Below are 22,659 nucleotides of genomic sequence, written 5' to 3' on the forward strand. Positions count from 1 at the left end.
ACGTCAGCCGGCCTTGGTCTTTGCCAAGCGCAGCCAGGTGTCGACCACCGTGTCGGGATTGAGCGACACCGATTCGATGCCCTCGGCCATCAGCCATTCCGCCAGGTCCGGGTGGTCGCTGGGGCCCTGGCCGCAGATGCCGATGTACTTGCCCTTGGCGCGCGCGGCCTTGATGGCCATCGACAGCATCTTCTTGACGGCGGGATTGCGCTCGTCGAAGAGGTTGGCGACGATCGAGGAATCGCGGTCCAGGCCCAGGGTCAGCTGGGTCAGGTCGTTGGAGCCGATCGAGAAACCGTCGAAGATGTCGAGGAATTCCTCGGCCAGCAGCGCGTTCGACGGCACTTCGCACATCATGATGATCTTCAGGCCCGGCTTTTCATCCGTAGCGCCATCGCCCTGGCGCAGGCCGTGTTTGGCCAGCACGTCGATGACCTTGCGGCCTTCCTCCAGCGTGCGCACGAACGGGATCATCACCCACAGGTTGTCCAGCCCCATCTGGTCGCGCACGCGGCGCACGGCCTGGCATTCCAGCGCGAAGGCGGGTTCGAACGACGGATCGACGTAACGGCTGGCGCCGCGGAAGCCGATCATCGGGTTCTCTTCGTGCGGCTCGTAGCGGCTGCCGCCGATCAGGTTGGCGTACTCATTGGACTTGAAGTCCGACAGGCGCACGATGACGGGATTCGGTGCGACCGAAGCGGTGATCGTGGCGATGCCTTCGGCCAGGCGGTCCACATAGAAGCTCACCGGATCGGCGTAGCCCGCGGTCTTGGCATCGATCTTCCGGCGCACGTCCGGCTCCTGGCGGTCGTACTCCAGCAGGGCCAGCGGATGCACTCCGATGTGGCTGGCGATGATCATTTCCAGGCGCGCCAGGCCGATGCCGGCATTGGGCAACTGGCCGAAGTCGAACGCGCGCTCGGGGTTGGCCACGTTCATCATGATCTTCAGCGGCGCCGCCGGCATGGCGGCCAGGTCGGTGGTGGTGCGCTCGAAGGGCAGGGCGCCGGCATAGATGAAGCCGGTATCGCCTTCGGCGCAGCTCACGGTCACTTCGGTGCCGTCGGTGATGTGGTCCAGCGCATTGCCGGTGCCGACCACGGCGGGCACGCCCAGCTCGCGCGCGATGATGGCGGCATGGCAGGTACGGCCGCCACGGTTGGTGACGATCGCACTGGCGCGCTTCATCACCGGTTCCCAGTCGGGGTCGGTCATGTCGGCCACCAGCACGTCGCCCGGCTGCACGCGGTTCATGTCCTCCAGCGAGCGCACGACGCGGGCCACGCCACTGCCGATCTTCTGACCGATGGCGCGCCCTTCGGCGACCACCTGGCCCCGCTTCTCCAGCGCGTAGCGCTCGATCTGGGTGGCCTTGGCGCGCGATTTCACCGTCTCCGGACGCGCCTGCACGATGAACAGCCGGCCGGTCACGCCATCCTTCGCCCACTCGATGTCCATCGGGCGGCCATAGTGCTGTTCGATGACCAGGGCCTGCTTGGCCAGTTCGTGCACATCGGCATCGGTGATCGAGAACGTGTTGCGCAGCTGCGCCGGCGTGTCCTCGGTGCGCACGCGCTCGCCGGGGACATCCGAGTACACCATGCGGATCGCCTTGCTGCCCAGCGAGCGGCGCAGGATGGCCGGCTTGCCCTGCTTCAGGGTGGGCTTGTAGACATAGAACTCGTCCGGGTTCACCGCGCCCTGCACGACCATTTCGCCCAGGCCGAAGCTGGAGGTGACGAACACCACGTCGCGGAAGCCGGATTCGGTGTCCAGCGTGAACAGCACGCCGGAGGCGCCCACGCCCGAGCGCACCATCAGCTGTACGCCGGCGGACAGGAACACGTCCTCGTGCTTGAACCCGTGGTGCACCCGGTAGGCGATGGCGCGGTCGTTGTAGAGGCTGGCGAAGACTTCCTTGACCTTGTGCACGACGTCGTCGGCACCGGTGACGTTGAGGAAGGTTTCCTGCTGGCCGGCGAAGCTGGCGTCGGGCAGGTCCTCCGCCGTGGCCGACGAGCGTACGGCCACGGCCACGTCACCGCCGCCATTCTCGGCGCAGAGCTTCGCGTAGGCGGTGCGGATGTCGGCATCCAGGTCGGGCTGCAGGGGCGCGTCGATCACCCAGCCGCGGATTTCCTTGCCCGCCGCGGTCAGGGCGGGCACGTCCTCCACGTCCAGCGTGGCCAGCCTGTCGAAGATGCGCTTGGACAGGTCGTTGTGGGCGATGAAGGCCTTGAACGCCTCGGCCGTGGTCGCATAGCCGCCCGGTACCGATACGCCCAGGTTGGCCAGGTGCCCGATCATTTCGCCCAGCGAGGAGTTCTTGCCGCCCACGCGGGCCAGGTCGGCCAGGCGCAGCTCGTGCAGCCACAGGATGTTCTCGTTCAAGCGCATTGCTCCGGAATGGACCGCACCGCGCCGTGGACCGCCGGCGTGGGGCCGTGTCTGGGGGGAAGAAGCGATATGATGCAGTGCATACCAATTGCAGACAAGCTTGATCCGACGGGGGTTTTCATGGTGAAGCAGGGGAAAGATGCCGATGTCTGAACTGCGTCCGGTCTTCTACGTGTCCGATGGCACCGGTATCACGGCCGAGACCATCGGCCACAGCCTGCTGACCCAGTTCGCGGGAATGCGGTTCCAGACCGACCGGCTGTCCTTCGTGGATGACGAAGAGAAGGCCCGGGATGCCGCGGACCGCATCCGCCGCACCGGCGAACGGCTGGGCGCGCGCCCGATCGTGGTGAGTTCCTGCGTGGACCCGAGCCTGAGCGCCCTGATCGCCGAGAGCGGTGCGCTGGTGCTGGACGTGTTTGCGCCCTTCATCGAGCCGCTGGAACGCGAACTGGGCGAGCAGCGCCAGTCGCGCGTGGGCCAGGCGCATGGCCTGGTCGACTTCGAAACCTACCATCGCCGCATCAACGCGATGAACTTCGCGCTGACCCACGACGACGGCATGGCGGTGAGTTACGACGAGGCCGACGTGATCCTGGTGGCCGTGTCGCGCGCGGGCAAGACGCCCACCTGTGTCTACCTGGCCCTGCACTACGGCGTGCGGGCGGCCAACTATCCCTTGACCGATGGCGACCTGGAGACCGATCGGCTGCCGGCCCGGCTGCGGCCCTACCGGCGCAAGCTGTTCGCGCTGACCATCGATCCGGAGCGCCTGCAGCAGATCCGCCAGGAGCGCAGGCCCAATTCGACCTACGCGAAACTGGAAACCTGCCGGCGCGAGGTCGCGGCGGCGGAGGCGATGTTCCAGGTCGAGCGCCTGCCCACGTTGAGCACCACCAACAAGTCCATCGAGGAAATCTCGAGCAAGGTGCTCTCCACGCTGGGCCTGCAGCGCGAGATGTACTGAGTGGGGGCGGAGGAGGCGGCCCGGAAATCCACGGGCGGCAGACCCTTAACTTAGGCCGCACGATGGTGCACGTCAATGCTGCCGCGCAGGGAATTCCGCGTGTAGCATCGGGTCATGTCCCAGGCCCTCGCACGCACCGCACGCATCCCCCGGCTCAGCCGTTTCGGCTGGCTGATGGCGCTGTATGCGGAGAACCATGCGCGGCTCTCACGCCTGTTCGCGCCCGAGCACCTGCAGGTGGGCAGCTACCTGTCCCGTGTCGGAGACGGGCTGGACCTGCGCCTGGACGTGATCGAGACGCACCGCTATACCGTGGAACTGAGGCTGACCTACGACCTGTGCGACCCGCTCACCGGCGAACCCGACCCCTCGGCGTTCGTGCGGCTCTATCGCGACGCGCACCAGGCCGAAGCCACGCACTGCTACGTGGGCCGTCGCTGGCAGGATGTCATCGGCCTGTATCCGCCGCCGGCCGAAGTCATCAGCCACCGCATGCGGATGAATACCTTTCTCGGCAAATGGCTCGAATACCTGGCCGAGCAGGGCCATGGCGTGGCCACCCTGCATCCGGCCGGACGCGTGCGCGACGTCGCCTGATTCCGCGCGCTGTCCGCACCTCAGGCCACGCGCACGAAGCGGATGGCGTTGAGCCGGCGCAGGCCGTTGCCGGCGTCGCGGCTCATGTTCATCACGTCGATGGCGCCCAGCGTTTCCAGTTCCAGCAAGCGCTGCGCGACCGCGTCGAAGGCGGCCTCGTCCAGCCCCAGCGATCCGGCCGTCCATCGCGTGTCGCGATGGAGCGGCAGCTGCGAGACGAGTTCGTCGGCGAGGGCATCGTGCGTCATGACGGCAGCTCCGGCAGGGAGGGGCGACAGCTTCGACCACACCAGGTAATGGCTTGCGCGGTCGCGGGACCGGCATGGGCTGTCGCCGGTTCTACGCCGGCGGTGGTGAGAGTCTTGTAAATGCCTGCGAAAGCGGGGTTACGAACGTGCGAGGCAAAAAAAAGGCCCGGTTTCCCGGGCCTTCAAGATAAGTGGCGTCCCCACGGGGATTCGAACCCCGGTCGCTACCGTGAAAGGGTAATGTCCTAGGCCTCTAGACGATGGGGACACACGAAAGTGTTGCCAGGTTTCTTTCCGGACGGCCTATTGTCCGGAAGTTGGTGGAGCCAGGCGGGATCGAACCGCCGACCTCCTGCATGCCATGCAGGCGCTCTCCCAGCTGAGCTATGGCCCCACGTGCTGGCAGGAGCGAAATAATAGCCAGCCTCTTTCCGATGCGCAAGCATCCGTTACGAAAATTTTTACGACTGGCGAACAACCGGGCATGCGGGTGAAATAGCGCGCACGGAATATCGACGGAGCGGTGCGCGCGGGATGATCGGGCTTTCAGTCAAGCAGTGGGCCGCATGGGCGCCGGGTCTGGTGGACCACGACGCATGGCGCGCATGGGCGAAGGCGCCCTGGGTGCCCAGCGGGTCGGATACGCCGGCGTTGCCGGAGGTCCCCGCCATGCAACGGCGGCGCATCGAGCGACTGGGGCGGATGGCCATCCAGACCGCCTGCTGGTGCCAGCAGGCCGAGGAGACCGGGATGCCGCTGGTGTTCGCCTCTCGGCATGGCGACGTGGCGCGTTCGATGGAACTGCTGGAAGCGCTTGCCGCCGATGAGCCGCCATCGCCCACCACCTTCGGCCTGTCGGTGCACAACGCGATCGCGGCGCTTTATTCGATCCTGCGGCGGGACCGTGGCAACTACGTGGCGCTGGCCGGGGGCAAGTCGACGGTCGAGACGGCCTGCATCGAGGCTGCCGCGTTGCTGGCCGATGGCGCGCCGGAAGTGCTGCTGGTGGTCTACGACGCACCCTTGCCGGCCGTGTACGCCGATTTCGCCGACGAGCCCGACGCAGGATTCGCATGGTGCTGGCGCGTGGGGCCGGCGGACGGGGAGGGGGAGGCCATCACCCTGGGATGGGAGGGTGATGGCGCAGGCGATGACGACCCCACGGCATTGCCCCACGCACTGGATGTCCTGCGCTTCCTGCTGTCGGGCGAGCCTTCCCTGCAATGGCGGGGCGACGGCACCGCGTGGCATTGGCGGCGGAATGCGTGAGCGCATCCACCATGCATGGCGGGTCGCGGGGACCGGGCTGAGTTTCCTGGCCTTCGGGCTGGGAGGCCTGTTCCTGGGCCTCTGCGTGCTGCCGCCCCTGCTGTGGCTGGTGCGCGACCCGGAGCGCCGCCGCCGCTGGGCGCGGCGGATCGTGCAGCGCAGCTTCGCCGCGCACGTGGAACTGATGCGGCGGCTGGGGGTGATGACCTACGAGATCCGCGGCCGCGAGCGGCTGGCACGCGAGGGCCTGCTGGTGCTGGCCAACCACCCCACCCTGATCGACGTGGTCCTGCTGGTATCGCTGCTGCCCAACGCGGACTGCGTGGTCAAGTCGGCGGTGGCGCGCAATCCGTTCATGCGGGGGCCGGTCCGGGCCGCAGGTTACGTGTCCAACGACGACGGTGCCGGGCTGGTGGAAGACTGCATCGCCGCCGTGCGCGCAGGAGGTGCGCTGGTGATCTTTCCCGAGGGTACGCGGACCACGCCGGGCCAGCCGCTGCGCCTGCAGCGCGGCGCGGCCAACATCGCGGTGCGCGGTGCACTGGACATCACGCCGGTGCGCATCCGCTGCTCGCCGCCGACGCTGGGGAAAGGGGATAAGTGGTATCGTGTGCCGCCGACGCGGTTCCATATGGTGATCGATGTTCAGGAAGACCTGCCGATCGCCCCGTTCCTGAACGGAACGGAGGGGGGGATCCGTCGGCGGGGGGAGAGGCGCTGGCAGCCCGGCGGCTCACGGAACATCTGGCCAACTATTTTGCGGGAGATCCATCGCGTGCAGGCACTTGAGCACGAGATCAAGGAATTGATCATTTCTTCGCTGTCGCTGGAGGACATTTCCCCGGACGACATCGATACCGGCGCGCCGCTCTTCGTAGAAGGGCTGGGCCTGGACTCCATCGATGCCCTGGAACTGGGCCTGGCGCTGCAGAAGCGCTACGGGGTGGCACTTTCCGCGGATTCGCAGGAGACGCGCCGGCATTTCGCCAGCGTACGCGCATTGGCGGATTTCGTCGCCTCGCAGGGCAAGGCCTGAGCGGCGACTGGCAGGACTGGCAAGATGACCAAGAACGAACTTTTCGAACGGATCGCCGCGATCCTGCATGACAGCTTCGAGATCGAGCCTGCGCGCATCACGCCCGAGGCGCGGCTCTACGACGACCTGGACATCGACAGCATCGATGCGGTGGACCTGATCGTGCAGCTCAAGCCCTTGCTGGGGCGCAGCCTGCAGCCGGATGCGTTCAAGGCGGTACGCACGGTGCAGGACATCGTGGACGTGCTGTACGGCCTGATCCGCGACCAAGCCGCCTGAGCCCAGGGCGCTTCCCGTGTCCAGGATAGGCGCGGCCATGTTCGTGGCGTTGTCGGTGGCGTACCCGCTGGTGGTGTACTGGGCCATGGGACGGTTCGAGCCGCGCTGGCTGGCGGTGCTGCTGCTGGCGCTGGCGTTGCTGCGCGCCCTGGCGACCCGCCAGGCGGTGTGGCTGGTCGCGGCCGCCGGTGCGGCGGTGCTGGCGGCGCTTGCGACGGTGTTCAACCAGGCGCTGCCGTTGAAGCTGTATCCGGCGCTGATCAATGCGGTGCTGCTGGTCGTGTTCGCGGCCAGCCTGGCGTTCCCTCCGACGGCGGTGGAGCGCATCGCCCGGCTGAGCGAACCCGACCTGCCGCCCTCCGGCGTGGCGTACACGCGCCGGGTCACCCAGGTGTGGTGCGGCTTCTTCGTGCTGAACGGCGCGCTGGCGCTGGTGACGGCGCTGTGGATGTCCGACCGCGCATGGGCCCTGTACAACGGCCTGATCGCCTACGGGCTGATCGGCCTGCTGTTCAGCGTGGAGTGGGTGGTGCGGCAGCGCGTCAGGGCGGGGCACCGGCATGGCTGAGTGGCGCGGTCTGGCCGTGGTGGCGGTGCAGCCTGCGCCGGGTCGTGCGTTCACGGCGGCGGGCCAGGATTCGCGCGACCATGCGCACTTCCATCACCAGGTGCTGCGGTGGCGTACCGCATTCGCCGCGTCGCCGGCGCGCGCGTGGGCGCTCCACTTCGAGGACGCGGCATGCTTCGCCGCGGCGCTGTATGGCGCTTGGCATGCCGGCAAGACCGTGGTGTTGCCCGGCGATGCGCTGGCCGGGACGCAGGCGCGCCTGCACGGACGGGTGGACGGATTCGCGGGCCAGTGGCCGCAGGCCACGCTGCGCGCGCCCGCCGATGTCGCGTCCGCGGACCCGCTGCAACCGCTCCATGCCGAATCGGTGCGGCTGGTCGTTTTCACTTCGGGCAGCACGGGCGAACCGGTCGCGATCGAGAAGCGGCTGCGGCAGCTCGATGCCGAGGTGCACGCGCTCGAATCGGCGTTCGGCGCCGGGCTGGCGGGTGCGACCGTCCACGGCACCGTCTCCCACCAGCATATCTACGGCCTGCTGTTCCGCGTGCTGTGGCCCCTGTGTGCGGGCCGCGCGATCGTCCCGCGCGCCTTCTTCCCGGAAGACCTGTTGGCGGCGATGGAGGGGCGGGACACGGTGCTGGTGGCCAGTCCGGCCCATCTCAAGCGCCTGCCGGCGCAACTGGACTGGGCGGCGCTGCATGGCCGGCTGCGCGCGGTGTTTTCTTCAGGGGGCGCGTTGCCCGCGGAAGCGGCGCATGACGCGTTGGGCCTGCTTGGCGTGGCGCCGACGGAGATCCTGGGCAGCAGCGAGACCGGCGGCATCGCCTGGCGGCGCTGGCAGGAAGAACAGCCGGCGTGGGTGCCGCTGCCTGGCGTGGACTGGCGCGTGCGCGAAGGCCTGCTTGAAGTCCATTCGCCGCACCTCGCCGAGGCCGGGTGGTGGCGCAGCCAGGACCGCGCGGAAGCGGACGGCTGCGGTGGGTTCCGTCTGCTGGGTCGCGCCGATCGCATCGTGAAGGTGGAGGAGCGACGCGTGTCGCTGGATGCGCTGGAACGGCAGATCCGGGCGCACCCCGCGGTCGGGGACGCGCGGGTGCTGTTGCTGGGCGGCAGCCGCAGTACGTTGGCGGCCGTGGTCGCGATGGGCGGCGGCCTGCCCGTACCCGACGACGCAGCCGCGCGCCGCGCCCTGTCGCAGGCATTGTCACGGCATCTGGCCACCAGCCAGGATGCGGTGACGCGTCCGCGCCGGTGGCGCTTCGTGTCCGCGTTGCCGGTGAACGCGCAGGGCAAGGTGACCGAAGCGGCGCTGACCGCCCTGTTCCGCCCCGAGCGCCCGCCGGCGGCCTGGACGCTGCGCACGCCGACCCAGGCGCGGATCGAACTGCCGCTGGACGCGTCGCTGGCCGTGTTCGACGGGCACTTCCCCCAGGCCGCGATCCTGCCCGGCGTGGCGCAGCTGGACTGGGCGGTGCAGCTTGCGCGCGAGGCGTTCGTCATCCCTTCGCGCTTCCTGCGCATGGAGGCGCTGAAATTCCAGCGCGTGGCGCGTCCGGGCGACACGATCCATCTGGAGCTGGAATGGCAGGCCGAGCGCTGCACGCTGCTGTTCCGCTATGCGTCCGTGCATGGTCCGCACGCCAGCGGGCGGGTGGTGTTCGACGATGGCCAGTGAACAGGCGCCGGCCCCGCCCGGTTTCAATCCGCTGGTGGTGATCCCCGTGTTCGATCACGAGCACGCCATCGCCACGATGGTGGAGGGCGTGCTGGCCGCCGACGTGCCATGCCTGCTGGTGGACGATGGTTCGGGCGCGCCCTGCGCGCGCGAACTGGACCGGCTGGCGGCCCTGCATGCACCGCGCGTGCGGCTGCTGCGATTGCCGGCGAACCGGGGCAAGGGCGGCGCGGTGCTGGCCGGGTTCCGGCAGGCGGGCGGCGAGGGCTACTCGCATGTGCTGCAGATCGATGCGGACGGACAGCACGACCCGGCCGACATCCCGAAGTTCCTCGCGCTGGCCCGCGCGCATCCTGGCGATATCGTCTGCGGCGTTCCGCTCTACGACGCCAGCGTGCCCAAGGGCAGGCTGTACGGCCGCTATCTCACCCATGTCTGGGTATGGATCAACACCCTGTCGTTCGCGATCCGCGATTCGATGTGCGGCTTCCGGGTGTACCCGCTGCCGCCGGTGCTGCGGCTCATGGACGAAGAGACCATCGGCCTGCGCATGGATTTCGACGTGGAGGTGCTGGTGCGGCTGTTCTGGCGCGGCGTCGTGGTCCGCAACCTGCCCACGCGCGTGACGTACCCGCTGGACGGGGTTTCCCACTTCGACGTCTGGCGCGACAACGCCCGCATCAGCCGCATGCATGCGCGCCTGTTCTTCGGCATGCTGCGCCGTCTGCCGCGACTGCTGGTACGGCGTGCGGCGGTGGCGTCGTGAGCGGTCGCGGCCAGCACTGGGCCGAGATCGGCGAATCCACCTCGGTCGGCGGCATCCTGCTGCTGTGCGCGGTGCATCGCTGGCTGGGGCGCTGGCCCTTCCGTCTCTGCGTGTATCCGGTGGTCCTGGTCCACTGGCTGCTCAACGGCACCGCGCGCCGCGCGTCGCTGCAGTACCTACGGCGCGCCCATGCGCACATGGGGGTGCCGGCGCAAGCGCCCGGCATGCGGCACAGCCTGCACCACTTCGCCATGTTCGCCGAGACGCTGCTGGACAAGATCCTGGCGCTGGGCCACCGCTACCCGGTCGGCCGCGTGCGCATGCACCGCGAGGGCGTGCTGGCCCGGGTCAGGTCGGGGCAGGGCGGATTGATCGTCACCGGACACCTGGGCTGCCTGGAGCTGTGCCAGGTGATGGCCGAGCAGGTGCCCGGGTTGCGCCTGACCGCGCTGGTGCATACGGCGCATGCCGAGCGCTTCAACCGCATGATGCGCCGCCTGGACGCGACCACCCGCGTCGAACTGCTGCAGGTCACCGACCTGGGGCCGGCCGATGCGGTGAGGCTGGCCGAGCGCGTGGCCCGTGGCGAGTTCGTCGCCATCGCCGGCGACCGCGTGCCGCTGCGCGGCGGCCGCACGGTGACCGCGCCGTTCCTGGGCCACCCGGCGCCGTTTCCCATCGGGGCCTATGTCCTGGGCGCCGCACTGAAATGCCCGGTGTTCACCATGGCCTGCATGCACGAGGGCGATGGCTACAGCGTGCGCATGGACGCCTTCGCCGAACGCATCGAACTGCCGCGCGGCTCGCGCGACGCCGCCCTGGCCGGCTACGCTGCGCAGTTCGCGGCGTGGCTGGAACGGCAGGTCCGACTGTCGCCTTACGACTGGTTCAACTTCTACCCTTTCTGGGATCAGGTAACGCATGACGCCCGCAATGAGTGAATCCCCAGCGCCGGTCTTCGGCGACGCACCGCTGCGCATCGAGGACGTGGTGGCGCTGTCGCGCCGGCAGGTGCCCGCCGTGCTGTCGGTGGATCCCGGTTTCCGCGCACGCATCGCGCGCGGCGCGGACTTCCTCGGCCGGTTGCTGGAGGAGGAGGGCGTCATCTATGGCGTGACCACCGGCTACGGCGATTCGTGCACGGTCAACATCCCGCCGGCGCTGGTGGCGGAACTGCCGCACCACCTGTACACGTACCACGGCTGCGGCCTGGGACGCTTCCTGGACGAGGCCGAGACCCGCGCCGTGCTCGCCGCGCGCCTGGCGTCGCTGGTGCGCGGCATGTCCGGCGTCAGCCTGCCGCTGCTGGAAGGGCTGGAAACCCTGCTGCGCCACGACGTGCTGCCGCTGATTCCGGCCGAAGGCTCGGTCGGCGCCAGCGGCGACCTGACCCCGCTGTCGTACGTGGCGGCCGTGCTGTGCGGCGAACGCGAGGTCCTGCACGGCGGCCGACGGCGCCCCGCGTGCGAGGCGCTGTCCGAGATCGGCATGGCGCCGCTGACGCTGCGCCCCAAGGAGGGCCTGGCCATCATGAATGGCACCGCGGTGATGACCGCGCTGGCCTGTCTGGCGTTCCACCGTGCGGAGTACCTGTCGCGCCTGGCCACCCGGCTGACGGCGTTCAACGTGCTGGCCAGCAACGGCAATGCCCATCATTTTGATGCGGTGCTGTTCGCCGCCAAGCCGCATCCCGGCCAGTCGCGCGTGGCCCAGCGCCTGCGCGAGGACCTGCACAGCGACCGCCCGCCGCGCAACGAGCAGCGCCTGCAGGACCGGTACTCGCTGCGCTGCGCCCCGCATGTGATCGGCGTGCTGGAGGACGCGCTGCCGTTCCTGCGCCAGTTGATCGAGACCGAACTCAACAGCGCCAACGACAATCCGCTGATCGACCCGGAGCGCGAACAGATCCTGCATGGCGGCCACTTCTACGGCGGCCACATCGCCTTCGCGATGGATTCGCTGAAGAACACGGTGGCCAACGTGGCCGACCTGCTGGACCGCCAGCTGGCGCTGATCGTCGATGCCCGCTACAACCATGGCCTTCCCGCCAACCTGTCCGGCGCCACCGGGCCGCGCGCGGCCATCAACCATGGCCTGAAGGCGCTGCAGATCAGCGTGTCGGCGTGGACGGCGGAGGCGCTGAAGCTGACCATGCCGGCGTCGGTGTTCTCGCGTTCCACCGAATGCCACAACCAGGACAAGGTCAGCATGGGCACCATCGCCGCGCGCGACTGCCTGCGGGTGATCGAGCTGACCGAACAGGTGGTCGCCGGCATGCTGATCGCCGCGCGCCAGGCCTTGGCCCTGCGCCAGCGCGTGGGCCTGCCGTCCACCCTGGGCGAGGGTCCGGCGGCCATGTACGCCGACCTGCAGGCGCGCATCGCCCTGGTCGAGGAGGATCGTGCGCTGGACGGCGACCTGCGCCGGCTGCTGGCCGACATCCGAGACGAACGCTGGCCCGTGTATGCAGGCTGAGCAGCGCGACGGCCTGGCCATCGAGGTCGCCTTGAGCCCGGCCTTCCACGACTGCGACGCCATGCAGGTGGTCTGGCACGGGCACTACTTCAAGTACCTGGAGATCGCCCGCTGCGCGCTGCTGCAGCGCTTGGACTACGACTACCCGCAGATGCATGCGTCCGGTTACATGTGGCCGATCGTCGATACGCGGGTGAAGTACATCCGGCCGCTGCGGTACGCGCAGCCCGTGATCGTGGCGGCGCGTATCAGCGAATGGGAGAACCGCTTGAGGATGGACTACGCGATCCGCGACGCCGCCAGCGGCCAGGTGCTGACGCGCGCGCACACGATCCAGGTGGCGGTCGACGCCGCTTCAGGCGAGATGCTGTACCTGTGTCCGCCCGTGCTCTGGGAGCGTTTGGGAGTCCCTGCGCCATGAAGTCCATCCGTGACCTGCTGATCACCCTCGCGCTGGCCGTCGCATGGGCCGTTCCGCCTGCACCGGCCGCGGCGGCGGAGCCGCTGGCCCGGGTGCGCGCGCAGGTGGCGCAGGTGCCGCTGCTGCGCGGCGAATTCAGCCAGGAGAAGCAGGTGGCCGGCTTCAGGAATCCGCTGCGCTCCAGCGGGCGCTTCCTGCTGGCACGCGACAAGGGCGTGCTGTGGACCACGCTGGTGCCGTTCCCTTCCGAGACCGTCATCACCCAGGACCGCATCCTGAGCCGCCAACGCGACGGCAGTCGCCGCGTGGAGGTGGACGGGCGCCAGCAGCCGGGCCTGCGCAACGTCAATGCCATGATGTTCGCGCTGATGAGCGGCGATACGAAGGCGCTCACCGCCGCCTTCGAGGTGAAGGAAGAGGCCGCCGACGGCAAGGGCTGGCGGATGACGCTGTCGCCCCGCTCGCGCCAGCTGGCGCAGGCATTCACGTCGGTGCGCCTGGCGGGCGACCGCTACGTGCGCGAAGTGGAGTTGCGCGAAGCCAATGGCGACGTCACCCGCCTGCATTTCAAGGCCATGAGCGAGGCGCCGGCCACGTTGACGCGCGATGAGGCCGCCCGGTTTGACTGAGCCGCACGCATCACCGGCGACGGAGGGCAGGCTGCGCGGCTGGCGCTGGCTGGCGTTGGCGTGGCTGCTGGTGCTCGTGGCCGTGGCCTGGCATCACGTGCGCTTCTGGCAGGCGCCACGCATCGACAGCGACATCCTGGCGCTGTTGCCGACGGATGCCGGCGATCCCGCGGTCGCCGACGCCACCCAGCGGATCGCCGGCAACAGTGCCCGCGATGTGGTGGTGATGCTGGGCGCCGCCGACGCGCAAGCGGCCTTGCGCGCCCGCAGCGCGTTCCAGGCCGCGGTGCAGGCGTCGGCCGGCGAGGGCGCGGGCCTGCTGGTGGCCGAGCGCTCGACCGAAGACTGGTTCGCCCAGGCGCGCGACGCGTTGGCGCCGTATCGCGACCGCCTGCTGACGGAAGCGCAGCGCCGCCAACTGGAGCAGACCCCCACCGATGCGCTGGCCGAATCGGCGCTCGCCGCGCTGTACGGCCCCATGGGCGCGCCGCGGCTGACCGGGTGGCGCGACGATCCCCTCGGCCTGTGGCCGCACTGGTGGCAGGCCCAGGCCGCCGCCGCGGGCATGGCGCTGGATGCCGACGGCCTGCTGCAGGCCGACGGGCGCCATTGGGCGGTGCTGCGCTTCGCCCTGCGCGACTCCGCGTTCAAGCTGGATGGCGAACGCCGGCTGCAGGACGTGCTGGATGCCGCTTCCGCCCAGGCCACCGCCGCCGCGCCGGGACTGCGCGTCCTGAAGGCCGGCGTGCCCCTGCATGCCGAGTCCGCCGCGGTCCAGGCCAGTGGCGAGGTGAACACCATCGGCTGGGGCTCGCTGGCCGCCGTGCTGCTGCTGGTGTGGCTGGCGTTCCGCTCGTTCCGCCCGCTGTTGCTGGTCGCGCTTTCGCTGCTGGTCGGCTGCGCGGTCGCCCTGACCGCCACCGTGCTGGTGTTCGGCAAGATCCACCTGCTGACGCTGATCTTCGGGGCCAGCCTGGTCGGCGTGGCGGAGGACTACGGCATCCACTGGTTCGCCTCGCGCCAGGGCGTGGCGGCGGCGCGCCGGTGGTCGCTGCTGCGGCAGCTGTTGCCGGGCCTGTGGCTGGCGCTGCTGACCAGCGCACTCGCCTACCTGGCGCTGGGGCTGGCGCCATTCCCCGGGCTGCGCCAGATGGCGCTGTTCTCGGTGGTGGGCCTGTCGGCGGCCTTCCTGACGGTGATCTTCCTGTTCCCTTGGCTCGATGGCGGACAGGTGCGCACGACGGGCTTCTCGCGCTGGCTGGGCGGCACGCTGGCGCGCTGGCCACGGCTGGCGACGCGCCGCGGCGGCATTGCGCTTGCCGTCGTGGTGCTGCTGGTCGCCGTCCCGGGACTGATGCGCGTGCAGGGGAACGACGACCTGCGCAGCCTGCAATCGTCGCCCGCTGAGTTGATCGCCCAGCAACGCGAGGTGGGCCGCCTGTTGGGCATGCCCAGTCCGGCACAGTTCTTCCTGGTGCAGGGCCGCGATGCCGAACAGGTCCTGCAGCGCGAGGAACGGCTGGTCGCGCGGTTGCGCGCACTCGAGGCCGACGGGTCCGTCGGCGGCCATCGCGCCCTGAGCGACTGGCTGCCATCGCAGCGCCGGCAGGGCGAAGACGCCGCACTGACCTCGCGGGTGGAAGCGCAGGTGCTGGCGCGCCTGTCGAGCGCCACCGGCGAGCCGCTGGCGCGGGGCGAATTCGCTGCTTCGGCGCTGGACATGGAGGCCTTCCTGGCGTCGCCGGCGTCGCTGCCCGTGCGTCATCTGTGGCTGGGCCAGGTAGGGCAGGGCGTGGCCTCGGTGGTGATGGTCAACGATCTGTCGCGGCCCGACGCGCTGGCGCTCTTCGCCGCCCAGGCCCACGGGCTGGACGGCGTGCGCTGGGTGGACCGCACCGCCGACATCTCACGCCTGCTGGCGCACTACCGCCACATGATGTCCTGGTTGCTGCTGGCCGGCGTGGCGGTCGTGTTCGTCGTGCTGGCCATCCGCTATCGCACGCAAGCCTGGCGCGTCCTCACGCCGACCCTGCTGGCCGGCCTGCTGACCGTCGCGCTGCTGGGCTGGCTGGGCCAGCCGTTGCAGCTGTTCAACGTGCTGGCGCTGATGCTGCTGCTGGGCATGGGCATCGACTACGGCATCTTCCTGGTCGAGCACCGCGGCGATGCCAGCGCGTGGCTGGCGGTGTGCGTGGGTGCCGCGAGCACCTGGCTCTCGTTCGGCCTGCTGGGCCTGTCGGCGACGCCCGCGCTGCGCGCCTTCGGCCTGACCCTGCTGTTCGGCATCGGCCTGGTCTGGCTGCTGTCGCCCCTGTTCCGGCCGGCGCCGGACGATCCTTCCCTGCATGGACACATCTGCGAATGAAAACGGAACGCACCGACATCCTGATCATCGGCGCCGGCCCGGCCGGTTCCGTGGCCGCGGCGATGCTGCGCCAGCAGGGCCGCAAGGTCCTGATCGTCGAGCGCGAGCAGTTTCCGCGCTTCTCCATCGGCGAGAGCCTGCTGCCGCAGAGCATGGAGTACATCCAGGCGGCCGGCCTGCTGCAGGACGTGGTGGAAGCCGGCTTCCAGTACAAGAACGGCGCCGCGTTCGTGCGCGGCCAACGCACCACCGAATTCGATTTCCGCGACAAGTTCTCGCCGGGCTGGGGTACCACCTACCAGGTGCAGCGCGCCGATTTCGACCATGTGCTGGCCAAGGGCGCCGAGCGCATGGGCGCGGAAGTGCGTTACCGCCATGAAGTGCTGGCCGCCGAGCCGGGCCAGACGCCGCGGGTGACCGTGCGTTCGCCGGAAGGCGAGGAGTACGCCATCGAAGCGGATTTCATGCTGGACGCCAGCGGCTTCGGGCGCCTGCTGCCGCGCCTGCTGAAGCTGGAGTCGCCTTCCGACTTCCCGGTGCGCGGCGCCATCTTCACCCACGTGCGCGACCACATCCCGCACGATGCCGGCTTCGACCGCAACAAGATCCTGATCACCACGCATCCCGAGCATGTGGACGTGTGGTACTGGACCATCCCGTTCTCCAATGGCTGCTGCTCGCTGGGCGTGGTGGCGGAAACGGCATTCCTCGACCGCTACCTGGGCACCGAGCTGGAGCGCCTGCAGGCCATCGTCGGCGAAGATCCCAACCTCACGCGCCTGTTGAAGAACGCGGAATGGGCCGTGCTGCCGGTGCGGCAGATCACCGGGTATTCGGCCAACGTGTCCTCGCTGTGGGGGCCGGGCTATGCGCTGCTCGGCAATGCGGGCGAGTTCCTCGACCCCGTGTTCTCCTCGGGCGTCACCATCGCGTTCAAGTCGGCGCAGCTGGCCAGCGAATGCCTGCGCCGCCGCTACGCCGGCGAGACGGTGGACTGGGAAGCCGACTTCGCCGCGCCATTGCGCGGTGGCGTGCAGACGTTCCGTCGCTTCGTGGAATCGTGGTACGCCGGCGGCTTCCAGCGGATCATCTTCCATCCCGATCCGCAGCCGGACATCCGCCGCATGATCTGTTCGATCCTCGCCGGTTACGCATGGGACAGGAAGAATCCCTACGTCGCCGATACCCAGCGTCGCCTGCAGGTGCTGGAGCAGCTGTGCACCGGCTGATCGCCCTGCTGTTGGCCAGCTGCCTGCTGGCCGCCTGCGCAACACGCCCGGTCGCGCCCGCGGTCGAACTGCCGGCGTTGCGGCTGGCGCCGGCCTCGCTGGGCCATGAACTGGCCACGCAACAGCGGCTGGTGTTCCGCTTCGGTACGCAGGTGCGCGAACTGGATGCGCTGCTCGAGGTCGACGCGGCCCAGGTGCGCCTGGCGGTGCAGGCCATGGGGCGCACCGGCGTGCGCCTGCAATGGGACGGCAGCCAGCTGGTGGAGCAGCGTGCCGCCTGGCTGCCCGAGGCCGTGCGCAGCGAGCGCGTGCTCGACGATGTGCAGTTCAGCCTGTGGCCCGCCGACGCCGTGCGCGCGGCATTGCCTGCCGGGTGGGAACTGCACGAGGCAGGCGAGGTGCGCGAGCTGCGGCGGGACGGTCGTGCATGGCTGGTGCGCGAACGCACGGGCGCGACGACGTTGCGCGTGCGCAACCACGCCGATGGCTATGATCTGACCATCGAATCGGTGGCCGGTGGAGCGCCCAGTCCGTGAAAGGCGATGCCATCTTCCTGAACGATCTTGGCCTGGTGTGTGCGCTGGGCCACGACGCCGCGGCCGTGCGCGAAGCGTTGTTCCGCGACCAGGCCCCCGCGGGCGTGGCGATGAACAAGACGCTGGTGCCGGGTCACCGTCTGGCGTTGGGCAGCGTGTCCGGTCCGTTGCCCTCGCTGGATCACCACCTCGTGCCCTTGCAGGGACGCAACAACGCGCTGCTGCGCGCGGCCTACCTGCAGATCCAGGGGCAGGTCCGGCAGGCCATCGAACGCCACGGTCCGTCGCGGGTGGCGGTGGTGGTGGGCACCAGCACCTCGGGGATCGGCGAAGCGGAACAGGCGATGTCGCAGTGGCGCCGGCAGGGCCGCTGGCCGGAAGGCTTCCACTACGTGCAGCAGGAGATCGGCGCGCCCTCGCGATTCCTCGCCGCCGAATCCGGCGCGCGCGGCCCCGCCTGGACGATTTCCACCGCCTGCTCGTCCAGCGCCAAGGCGATGGCGTCGGCGGCCCGGCTGCTGCGCACCGGGACGGTGGATGCGGTCATCACCGGCGGCGCGGATTCGCTGTGCCAGTTCACCGTGCGCGGCTTCATGGCGCTGGAATCGGTGGCCGGCGAGCGCTGCAATCCGTTCTCGGCGCACCGCCGCGGCATCAACATCGGCGAGGGCGCCGCGCTGTTCCTGATGACGCGCGAACCGGGACCGGTGCGGCTGGCGGGCTGGGGCGAAACCTCCGATGCCCACCACGTATCCGCGCCGGAACCGGAAGGCCATGGCGCCATCGCCGCGATCGGCCACGCGCTGGCGCGCGCAGGCCTGACGCCGGCCGACATCGACTACGTGAACCTGCACGGCACCGCCACGCCGCAGAACGATGCGATGGAAAGCCGCGCGGTCAGCACGGCGCTGGGTACCCACGTGCCGGTGAGTTCCACCAAACCGTTGACGGGCCATACGCTGGGCGCGGCCGGCGCGGTCGAGGCCGGCCTGTGCTGGCTGGCGATGGTCGACAATCCCCGCCACCGGCTGCCGCCGCACTGGTGGGATGGCGAGCCGGACCCGGCGTTGCCGGCGCTGGCCTTCGTGCCGCCCGGCGCCACCGCCGCACGGCCGCTGCGCCATGTGCTCAGCCAGTCGTTCGCGTTCGGCGGCAGCAACGCCGTGCTGGTGTTCGGGGAGGGGTGATGCACGATCTGTACGACATCGAACGGGTGGTGCCGCACCGCGGCACCATGCGCCTGGTCGACCGGCTGGTGGCTTGGGACGGGGACAGCGTGGCGGTCGAACTGCGCGTGCCGCACGACGGGCCGTTCAGCCATGCCGAAGGCGTTCCGGCCTGGGTGGGCGTGGAATACATGGCCCAGGCGATCGCCGCGTGGGCCGGGTGCCGCGCGCGCAGCGCGGGTCGCGAGCCGTCGATCGGTTTCCTGCTGGGCACGCGCCGCTACGAGAGCCGGGTGTCGTGGTTCGTCGCGGGCGCATTGCTGCGGGTGGAGGCGACGCGCGAGCTGCTGGGCGACAATGGGCTGGGAATGTTCCGTTGCCGCATCCTGGGAGACGGCGACGAACTGGCAACCGCCAACGTTTCGGTGTTCGAACCGCCGGACGCCATGGCTTATCTGGAGAGCACGCCGCAATGAGGGGAGAGACAACGGTCCTGGTTACCGGGGGGAGCCGGGGCATCGGGCGCGCCATCGCGCTGGCGCTGGCGCAGGATGGCTTCGATCTGGTCGTGCATTGCCGCAGCCGCGTGGACGAGGCCGAAGCCGTCGCCGCGCAGGCGCGCGCGCTCGGGCGCGACGCCCGGGTACTGGCCTTCGACGTGGCCGACCGTGCCGCCGCCGCGCAGGCGCTGGAGGCCGACGTGGCCGAACACGGCGCCTACCACGGCGTGGTCTGCAATGCGGGCATCGCGCGCGACACCGCGTTTCCGGCCATGAGCGGGGAGGACTGGGACGCCGTGCTGCACACCAACCTGGACGGGTTCTACAACGTCCTCAATCCGTTGATCATGCCGATGGTGCGCCGGCGCAAGCCGGGCCGCATCGTCACGCTGTCGTCGGTGTCCGGCCTGGTGGGCAACCGCGGGCAGGTCAACTACAGCGCGGCCAAGGCGGGCATCATCGGCGCCAGCAAGGCGCTGGCGCTGGAACTGGCCAGCCGCGGCATCACGGTCAACTGCGTCGCGCCCGGCCTGATCGACACCGAGATGGTCAGCGGCGAGGTGGTGGACGAGGCCCTGAAGATGATACCGATGAAGCGCGTGGGCAGGCCGGAGGAAGTCGCCGCCGTGGTGGCGTTCCTGATGTCGCCGCAGGCCTCGTACGTCACCCGCCAGGTGATCTCGGTCAACGGGGGGCTGGTCGGATGAGCCGCATCGAAAGGCGCGTGGTGGTCACCGGCGCGGGCGCGATCAGCCCGCTGGGGCACGACTGGGCCAGCGTGCACCTGCGCCTGCGCGAGTGCCGCAACGCCGTACGGCACATGCCGGACTGGGACCGTTACGAAGGCCTGAATACACGCCTGGCGGCACCGGCCGAGCCGTTCGAACTGCCTGCGCACTACAACCGCAAGACCACGCGCAGCATGGGCCGGGTGGCCATCATGGCCGTGCGCGCCACCGAGCTGGCGCTGCAACAGGCCGGCCTGCTGGGGCACCCGGTGCTGAAGAGCGGGCGGGTGGGCGTGTCCTACGGCTCCTCGGCGGGCAGCCATGAGGCCATCGGCGACTTCGGCCGCATGCTCAACGAGCACACCACCGAAGGCATCAACGCCACCACCTACCTGAAGATGATGAGCCATACCGCGCCGGTGAACATCGGTGTGTTCTTCGGCCTGACCGGGCGCGTCTACACCACGTCCAGCGCCTGCACCTCGGGCAGCCAGGGCGTGGGCTCGGCCTTCGAGGCGATCCGCAGCGGCAAGCAGGTGGCCATGATCGCCGGCGGCGCCGAGCAGCTGGATGCCACGGCCGCGGCCGTGTTCGACACCCTGTTCGCCACCAGCGTGCGCAACCACGAACCGGACAGCACGCCGCGCCCGTTCGACGCCAACCGCGATGGCCTGGTGCTGGGCGAGGGCGCCTGCACGCTGGTGCTGGAAGACCTGGAGCATGCGCTTGCGCGCGGTGCGACCATCCTGGGCGAGATCGTCGGCTACGGCACCAACAGCGACGGCCAGCACGTCACCCAGCCCAGCGCCGACACGATGGCGCAGGCGATGCGGCTGGCACTGGAAGACGCGGGTCTGCCGCCCGATGCGATCGGCTACGTCAACGCGCACGGCACGGCGACCGACCACGGCGACATCGCCGAGACCACGGCCACCGCCTCGGTGTTCGGCCATCGCATGCCGATCAGTTCGCTGAAGAGCTACGTCGGCCACACGCTGGGCGCCTGCGGCGCCTACGAATCCTGGATCACCCTGGAGATGATGCGCGAGGGCTGGTTCGCCCCCACGCTGAACCTGGAGGAGCGCGATCCGCGCTGCGCCGACCTGGACTACATCACCGGCGAAGGTCGCGAACTGCAGACCGACTACGTGATGAACAACAATTTCGCCTTCGGCGGCATCAATACGTCGATCATCTTGAAACGCTGGAAAGACTGACGTTCCACATTCACAGGGGGATAGATGAAGAAGCGTTCTGTTTCGTTGCTGTTGGCGCTCATGTTGTCAGCCGCCGGCCTGCCGGCGATGGCGGGCAAGCAGGATCCGATGGTGGTGCCGGCATACGAGCGGGTGGAGTCCACCAACGGCATTGCGCCGAGTGCGGCGCGCATCAAGGCGGCCATCATCCATGCCGGCAAGTCCCGTGGCTGGACGGTCGCGGACAGCGAACCCGGCCGGGTCACGCTGCGTTACGCGCCGCGCACGCATGAGGTGGTGGTGGCCGTGCGTTACGACGCCAACGGCTTCAAGATCGAGTACGTCTCCAGCAGGGAGATGAACTACGAGATCAAGCGGGGCACGCCCGAGATCCACGGCAACTACAACCGCTGGATCCGCAACCTGGCCAACGACATCCACAACTCCCCGGTGTTCCACCAGCCCGATGCCGCCGAGGCCACGCCGGCGGTCACGCCGTGAGCCGGCATGTGCTCGGCTTGTCGCTGGCGGCGTGGCTGGGCGTGCTGGCACTGCCGGCGCTTGCCGACGACGTCATCCGCACCAGCCCGACGATAGCGTTGCGCGAGGGGTATGCGGGCTATCCCGAGTTCATGAAGGATTGCGACTGGACCGCGGACCTGCCTGCGCATCTGGTCCAGTATTCGCAGGGACGGGTGGAACTGACCGATCAGGATCTGGATAGCCTGCCCGGCTGTACCCTGCGCATCCGCATCATGAACATGCGCAGCGCCGACGGTGGCGGCTTCTCCGGTCCCAAGTGGGCGATGATCCGCGCCGACCTGTTCCAGGACGGCAAGCTGATAGGCCAGTACCAGCCATACCGTCAGACAATGACGCTGTTCCGCGGTGGCTGCTCGTCGTTGCGCAAGATCAGCGATGCGCTGGCGGCCGACACCGCGGCATGGCTGCGCCGCGGCGACTTCAGGGTGCAGTTCGCCGACCAGCCGAACAGGATCGAAATCGGCCCCGAAGAGGATGTGCCGCCCATCCAGTGACCCGGCAGGCAGGCCACATGGGCAGTCCCGAGTCCCTGCACGCCGCCCACTTCCCGCCTGGTAATCTTTTTCCCACTGCGGCCCGACCGCCATTTCCCAAGGAGCTAGACCTTGAAACGACTTCTGACCACCGGTTTGACCTGCCTGATGCTGGCCGCCCCGACCGCCTTCGCCGCCGACACGCGCCTGGAACTGCCCTTGCAGGAACTGCTGGATTCGCCCGAAGCCAAGGCCGCAGGCCTCGACGGCAGCGTGCGCTTCTACCTGGCCGGCCAGAAGACGCCTGCGGTGGTGTCCCGCTTCGGCGAGGACGTGACCAACAAGAAGACCAATGGCGTGGGCAAGTCCGACGCCGAGTCCTGCCGCTGGGTGGCGCTGTCGGCGCTGAAGGCGCTGCAGGAAGGTGCGAAGGACCGCGGCGCCAATGCGGTCATCGACATCGTCAGCTACTTCAAGAAGAACGAGTTCCGCAGCGCGACCAACTACGAGTGCCACGCAGGCGGCATCATGAGCGGTGTGGCCTTCAAGGCGACCTACGCCAAGGTGAAGTAAGCGCCCCGCGCATCGACGTG

General features: G+C 69.3%; 24 protein-coding genes, 2 tRNA genes and 1 pseudogene. 23 read left to right on the plus strand and 4 right to left on the minus strand.

Annotated elements, in window-relative coordinates:
* Positions 1–3: 3 nt before the first annotated feature.
* Positions 4–2,394: a phosphoenolpyruvate synthase gene (ppsA, locus tag MUU77_RS08985; protein WP_245093962.1), complete on the minus strand. Its 2,391-nt coding sequence runs from the start codon at positions 2,392–2,394 to the stop codon at positions 4–6.
* Between the two features lie 151 nt (positions 2,395–2,545).
* On the opposite strand from ppsA, the gene MUU77_RS08990 reads away from it, so the two are divergent.
* Positions 2,546–3,367, plus strand: coding sequence for a pyruvate, water dikinase regulatory protein (locus MUU77_RS08990; protein ID WP_245093964.1), 822 nt, complete (start codon positions 2,546–2,548; stop codon positions 3,365–3,367).
* A gap of 114 nt (positions 3,368–3,481) precedes the next feature.
* Positions 3,482–3,964 carry a DUF1249 domain-containing protein gene (locus MUU77_RS08995; RefSeq protein WP_245093966.1) on the plus strand — a complete coding sequence of 161 codons (483 nt, stop codon included), beginning with the start codon at positions 3,482–3,484 and terminating at the stop codon, positions 3,962–3,964.
* A 20-nt stretch (positions 3,965–3,984) separates the two neighbouring features.
* Here MUU77_RS08995 and MUU77_RS09000 read toward each other — a convergent pair whose 3' ends face one another.
* The 3 genes from MUU77_RS09000 to MUU77_RS09010 form a co-directional block, all read right to left on the minus strand.
* Complete coding sequence (locus MUU77_RS09000; RefSeq protein ID WP_245093968.1) at positions 3,985–4,212, minus strand: hypothetical protein; 228 nt, start codon at positions 4,210–4,212, stop codon at positions 3,985–3,987.
* A 192-nt stretch (positions 4,213–4,404) separates the two neighbouring features.
* Positions 4,405–4,480, minus strand: a tRNA-Glu gene (locus MUU77_RS09005).
* 50 nt (positions 4,481–4,530) lie between these two features.
* Positions 4,531–4,606: transfer RNA gene (locus MUU77_RS09010), tRNA-Ala, on the minus strand.
* A 140-nt stretch (positions 4,607–4,746) separates the two neighbouring features.
* Here MUU77_RS09010 and MUU77_RS09015 point away from each other — a divergent pair.
* The 21 genes and pseudogenes from MUU77_RS09015 to MUU77_RS09115 all read left to right on the plus strand — a co-directional run bounded on the left by MUU77_RS09015 (position 4,747) and on the right by MUU77_RS09115 (position 22,639).
* Positions 4,747–5,481 (plus strand): beta-ketoacyl synthase chain length factor, encoded by a 735-nt coding sequence (locus MUU77_RS09015; RefSeq protein ID WP_245093970.1) that lies wholly within the window; start codon positions 4,747–4,749, stop codon positions 5,479–5,481.
* A 202-nt stretch (positions 5,482–5,683) separates the two neighbouring features.
* A pseudogene (locus MUU77_RS09020) lies at positions 5,684–5,986 on the plus strand (lysophospholipid acyltransferase family protein); the annotation flags it as partial.
* Between the two features lie 270 nt (positions 5,987–6,256).
* Positions 6,257–6,517: a phosphopantetheine-binding protein gene (locus tag MUU77_RS09025; RefSeq protein WP_162109714.1), complete on the plus strand. Its 261-nt coding sequence runs from the start codon at positions 6,257–6,259 to the stop codon at positions 6,515–6,517.
* Between the two features lie 24 nt (positions 6,518–6,541).
* Complete coding sequence (locus MUU77_RS09030; RefSeq protein WP_245093972.1) at positions 6,542–6,796, plus strand: acyl carrier protein; 255 nt, start codon at positions 6,542–6,544, stop codon at positions 6,794–6,796.
* A gap of 37 nt (positions 6,797–6,833) precedes the next feature.
* Entirely contained in the window at positions 6,834–7,364 is a 531-nt protein-coding gene (locus MUU77_RS09035) for a hypothetical protein (RefSeq protein WP_245093974.1), read from the plus strand.
* Positions 7,357–9,039, plus strand: coding sequence for an AMP-binding protein (locus MUU77_RS09040; RefSeq protein ID WP_245093976.1), 1,683 nt, complete (start codon positions 7,357–7,359; stop codon positions 9,037–9,039). The genes MUU77_RS09035 and MUU77_RS09040 overlap by 8 nt, the downstream gene beginning before the upstream one ends.
* Entirely contained in the window at positions 9,029–9,805 is a 777-nt protein-coding gene (locus MUU77_RS09045) for a glycosyltransferase family 2 protein (protein WP_245093978.1), read from the plus strand. The genes MUU77_RS09040 and MUU77_RS09045 overlap by 11 nt, the downstream gene beginning before the upstream one ends.
* Positions 9,802–10,746, plus strand: a complete 945-nt coding sequence (locus tag MUU77_RS09050) for an acyltransferase (protein WP_245093980.1) — start codon at positions 9,802–9,804, stop codon at positions 10,744–10,746. Before MUU77_RS09045 ends, MUU77_RS09050 begins: the two co-directional genes overlap by 4 nt.
* On the plus strand, positions 10,739–12,280 hold the full coding sequence (locus MUU77_RS09055; RefSeq protein ID WP_245093993.1) for an aromatic amino acid ammonia-lyase: 1,542 nt from the start codon (positions 10,739–10,741) through the stop codon (positions 12,278–12,280). Before MUU77_RS09050 ends, MUU77_RS09055 begins: the two co-directional genes overlap by 8 nt.
* Positions 12,270–12,701: an acyl-CoA thioesterase gene (locus MUU77_RS09060; RefSeq protein WP_245093995.1), complete on the plus strand. Its 432-nt coding sequence runs from the start codon at positions 12,270–12,272 to the stop codon at positions 12,699–12,701. The genes MUU77_RS09055 and MUU77_RS09060 overlap by 11 nt, the downstream gene beginning before the upstream one ends.
* A complete protein-coding gene (locus MUU77_RS09065; RefSeq protein ID WP_245093997.1) occupies positions 12,698–13,330 on the plus strand; it encodes an outer membrane lipoprotein carrier protein LolA in 633 nt (210 codons plus the stop codon). The genes MUU77_RS09060 and MUU77_RS09065 overlap by 4 nt, the downstream gene beginning before the upstream one ends.
* Complete coding sequence (locus MUU77_RS09070; protein WP_245093999.1) at positions 13,323–15,695, plus strand: hypothetical protein; 2,373 nt, start codon at positions 13,323–13,325, stop codon at positions 15,693–15,695. Before MUU77_RS09065 ends, MUU77_RS09070 begins: the two co-directional genes overlap by 8 nt.
* Positions 15,692–16,924 carry an NAD(P)/FAD-dependent oxidoreductase gene (locus tag MUU77_RS09075; RefSeq protein WP_245094001.1) on the plus strand — a complete coding sequence of 411 codons (1,233 nt, stop codon included), beginning with the start codon at positions 15,692–15,694 and terminating at the stop codon, positions 16,922–16,924. Before MUU77_RS09070 ends, MUU77_RS09075 begins: the two co-directional genes overlap by 4 nt.
* Positions 16,912–17,460, plus strand: a complete 549-nt coding sequence (locus tag MUU77_RS09080) for a DUF3261 domain-containing protein (protein WP_245094003.1) — start codon at positions 16,912–16,914, stop codon at positions 17,458–17,460. Before MUU77_RS09075 ends, MUU77_RS09080 begins: the two co-directional genes overlap by 13 nt.
* Positions 17,457–18,647 (plus strand): beta-ketoacyl-ACP synthase, encoded by a 1,191-nt coding sequence (locus tag MUU77_RS09085; RefSeq protein WP_245094005.1) that lies wholly within the window; start codon positions 17,457–17,459, stop codon positions 18,645–18,647. The genes MUU77_RS09080 and MUU77_RS09085 overlap by 4 nt, the downstream gene beginning before the upstream one ends.
* On the plus strand, positions 18,647–19,102 hold the full coding sequence (locus tag MUU77_RS09090) for a hypothetical protein (RefSeq protein ID WP_245094007.1): 456 nt from the start codon (positions 18,647–18,649) through the stop codon (positions 19,100–19,102). The genes MUU77_RS09085 and MUU77_RS09090 overlap by 1 nt, the downstream gene beginning before the upstream one ends.
* Entirely contained in the window at positions 19,099–19,833 is a 735-nt protein-coding gene (fabG, locus tag MUU77_RS09095; protein WP_245094009.1) for a 3-oxoacyl-ACP reductase FabG, read from the plus strand. Before MUU77_RS09090 ends, fabG begins: the two co-directional genes overlap by 4 nt.
* A complete protein-coding gene (locus MUU77_RS09100; protein ID WP_245094011.1) occupies positions 19,830–21,071 on the plus strand; it encodes a beta-ketoacyl-ACP synthase in 1,242 nt (413 codons plus the stop codon). Before fabG ends, MUU77_RS09100 begins: the two co-directional genes overlap by 4 nt.
* A gap of 24 nt (positions 21,072–21,095) precedes the next feature.
* Positions 21,096–21,551 (plus strand): hypothetical protein, encoded by a 456-nt coding sequence (locus MUU77_RS09105; protein WP_245094013.1) that lies wholly within the window; start codon positions 21,096–21,098, stop codon positions 21,549–21,551.
* A complete protein-coding gene (locus tag MUU77_RS09110; RefSeq protein ID WP_245094015.1) occupies positions 21,548–22,087 on the plus strand; it encodes a hypothetical protein in 540 nt (179 codons plus the stop codon). The genes MUU77_RS09105 and MUU77_RS09110 overlap by 4 nt, the downstream gene beginning before the upstream one ends.
* 111 nt (positions 22,088–22,198) lie before the next feature.
* Complete coding sequence (locus MUU77_RS09115) at positions 22,199–22,639, plus strand: excinuclease ATPase subunit (protein WP_245094017.1); 441 nt, start codon at positions 22,199–22,201, stop codon at positions 22,637–22,639.
* The last annotated feature ends 20 nt before the right edge of the window (positions 22,640–22,659 follow it).

It is taken from the genome of Pseudoxanthomonas sp. F37 (assembly GCF_022965755.1).
Classification (GTDB): Bacteria; Pseudomonadota; Gammaproteobacteria; order Xanthomonadales; family Xanthomonadaceae; genus Pseudoxanthomonas_A.

What these genes read in the sequence shown, in the direction of transcription:
- MUU77_RS08990 (WP_245093964.1), top strand. Translation starts at nt 2,546, where the DNA reads ATGTCTGAACTGCGTCCGGTCTTCTACGTGTCCGATGGCACCGGTATC.
- MUU77_RS08995 (WP_245093966.1), top strand. Translation starts at nt 3,482, where the DNA reads ATGTCCCAGGCCCTCGCACGCACCGCACGCATCCCCCGGCTCAGCCGT.
- MUU77_RS09000 (WP_245093968.1), bottom strand. Translation starts at nt 4,212, where the DNA reads ATGACGCACGATGCCCTCGCCGACGAACTCGTCTCGCAGCTGCCGCTC.
- MUU77_RS09015 (WP_245093970.1), top strand. Translation starts at nt 4,747, where the DNA reads ATGATCGGGCTTTCAGTCAAGCAGTGGGCCGCATGGGCGCCGGGTCTG.
- MUU77_RS09030 (WP_245093972.1), top strand. Translation starts at nt 6,542, where the DNA reads ATGACCAAGAACGAACTTTTCGAACGGATCGCCGCGATCCTGCATGAC.
- MUU77_RS09035 (WP_245093974.1), top strand. Translation starts at nt 6,834, where the DNA reads ATGTTCGTGGCGTTGTCGGTGGCGTACCCGCTGGTGGTGTACTGGGCC.
- MUU77_RS09040 (WP_245093976.1), top strand. Translation starts at nt 7,357, where the DNA reads ATGGCTGAGTGGCGCGGTCTGGCCGTGGTGGCGGTGCAGCCTGCGCCG.
- MUU77_RS09045 (WP_245093978.1), top strand. Translation starts at nt 9,029, where the DNA reads ATGGCCAGTGAACAGGCGCCGGCCCCGCCCGGTTTCAATCCGCTGGTG.
- MUU77_RS09055 (WP_245093993.1), top strand. Translation starts at nt 10,739, where the DNA reads ATGAGTGAATCCCCAGCGCCGGTCTTCGGCGACGCACCGCTGCGCATC.
- MUU77_RS09060 (WP_245093995.1), top strand. Translation starts at nt 12,270, where the DNA reads ATGCAGGCTGAGCAGCGCGACGGCCTGGCCATCGAGGTCGCCTTGAGC.
- MUU77_RS09065 (WP_245093997.1), top strand. Translation starts at nt 12,698, where the DNA reads ATGAAGTCCATCCGTGACCTGCTGATCACCCTCGCGCTGGCCGTCGCA.
- MUU77_RS09075 (WP_245094001.1), top strand. Translation starts at nt 15,692, where the DNA reads ATGAAAACGGAACGCACCGACATCCTGATCATCGGCGCCGGCCCGGCC.
- MUU77_RS09090 (WP_245094007.1), top strand. Translation starts at nt 18,647, where the DNA reads ATGCACGATCTGTACGACATCGAACGGGTGGTGCCGCACCGCGGCACC.
- fabG (WP_245094009.1), top strand. Translation starts at nt 19,099, where the DNA reads ATGAGGGGAGAGACAACGGTCCTGGTTACCGGGGGGAGCCGGGGCATC.
- MUU77_RS09100 (WP_245094011.1), top strand. Translation starts at nt 19,830, where the DNA reads ATGAGCCGCATCGAAAGGCGCGTGGTGGTCACCGGCGCGGGCGCGATC.
- MUU77_RS09105 (WP_245094013.1), top strand. Translation starts at nt 21,096, where the DNA reads ATGAAGAAGCGTTCTGTTTCGTTGCTGTTGGCGCTCATGTTGTCAGCC.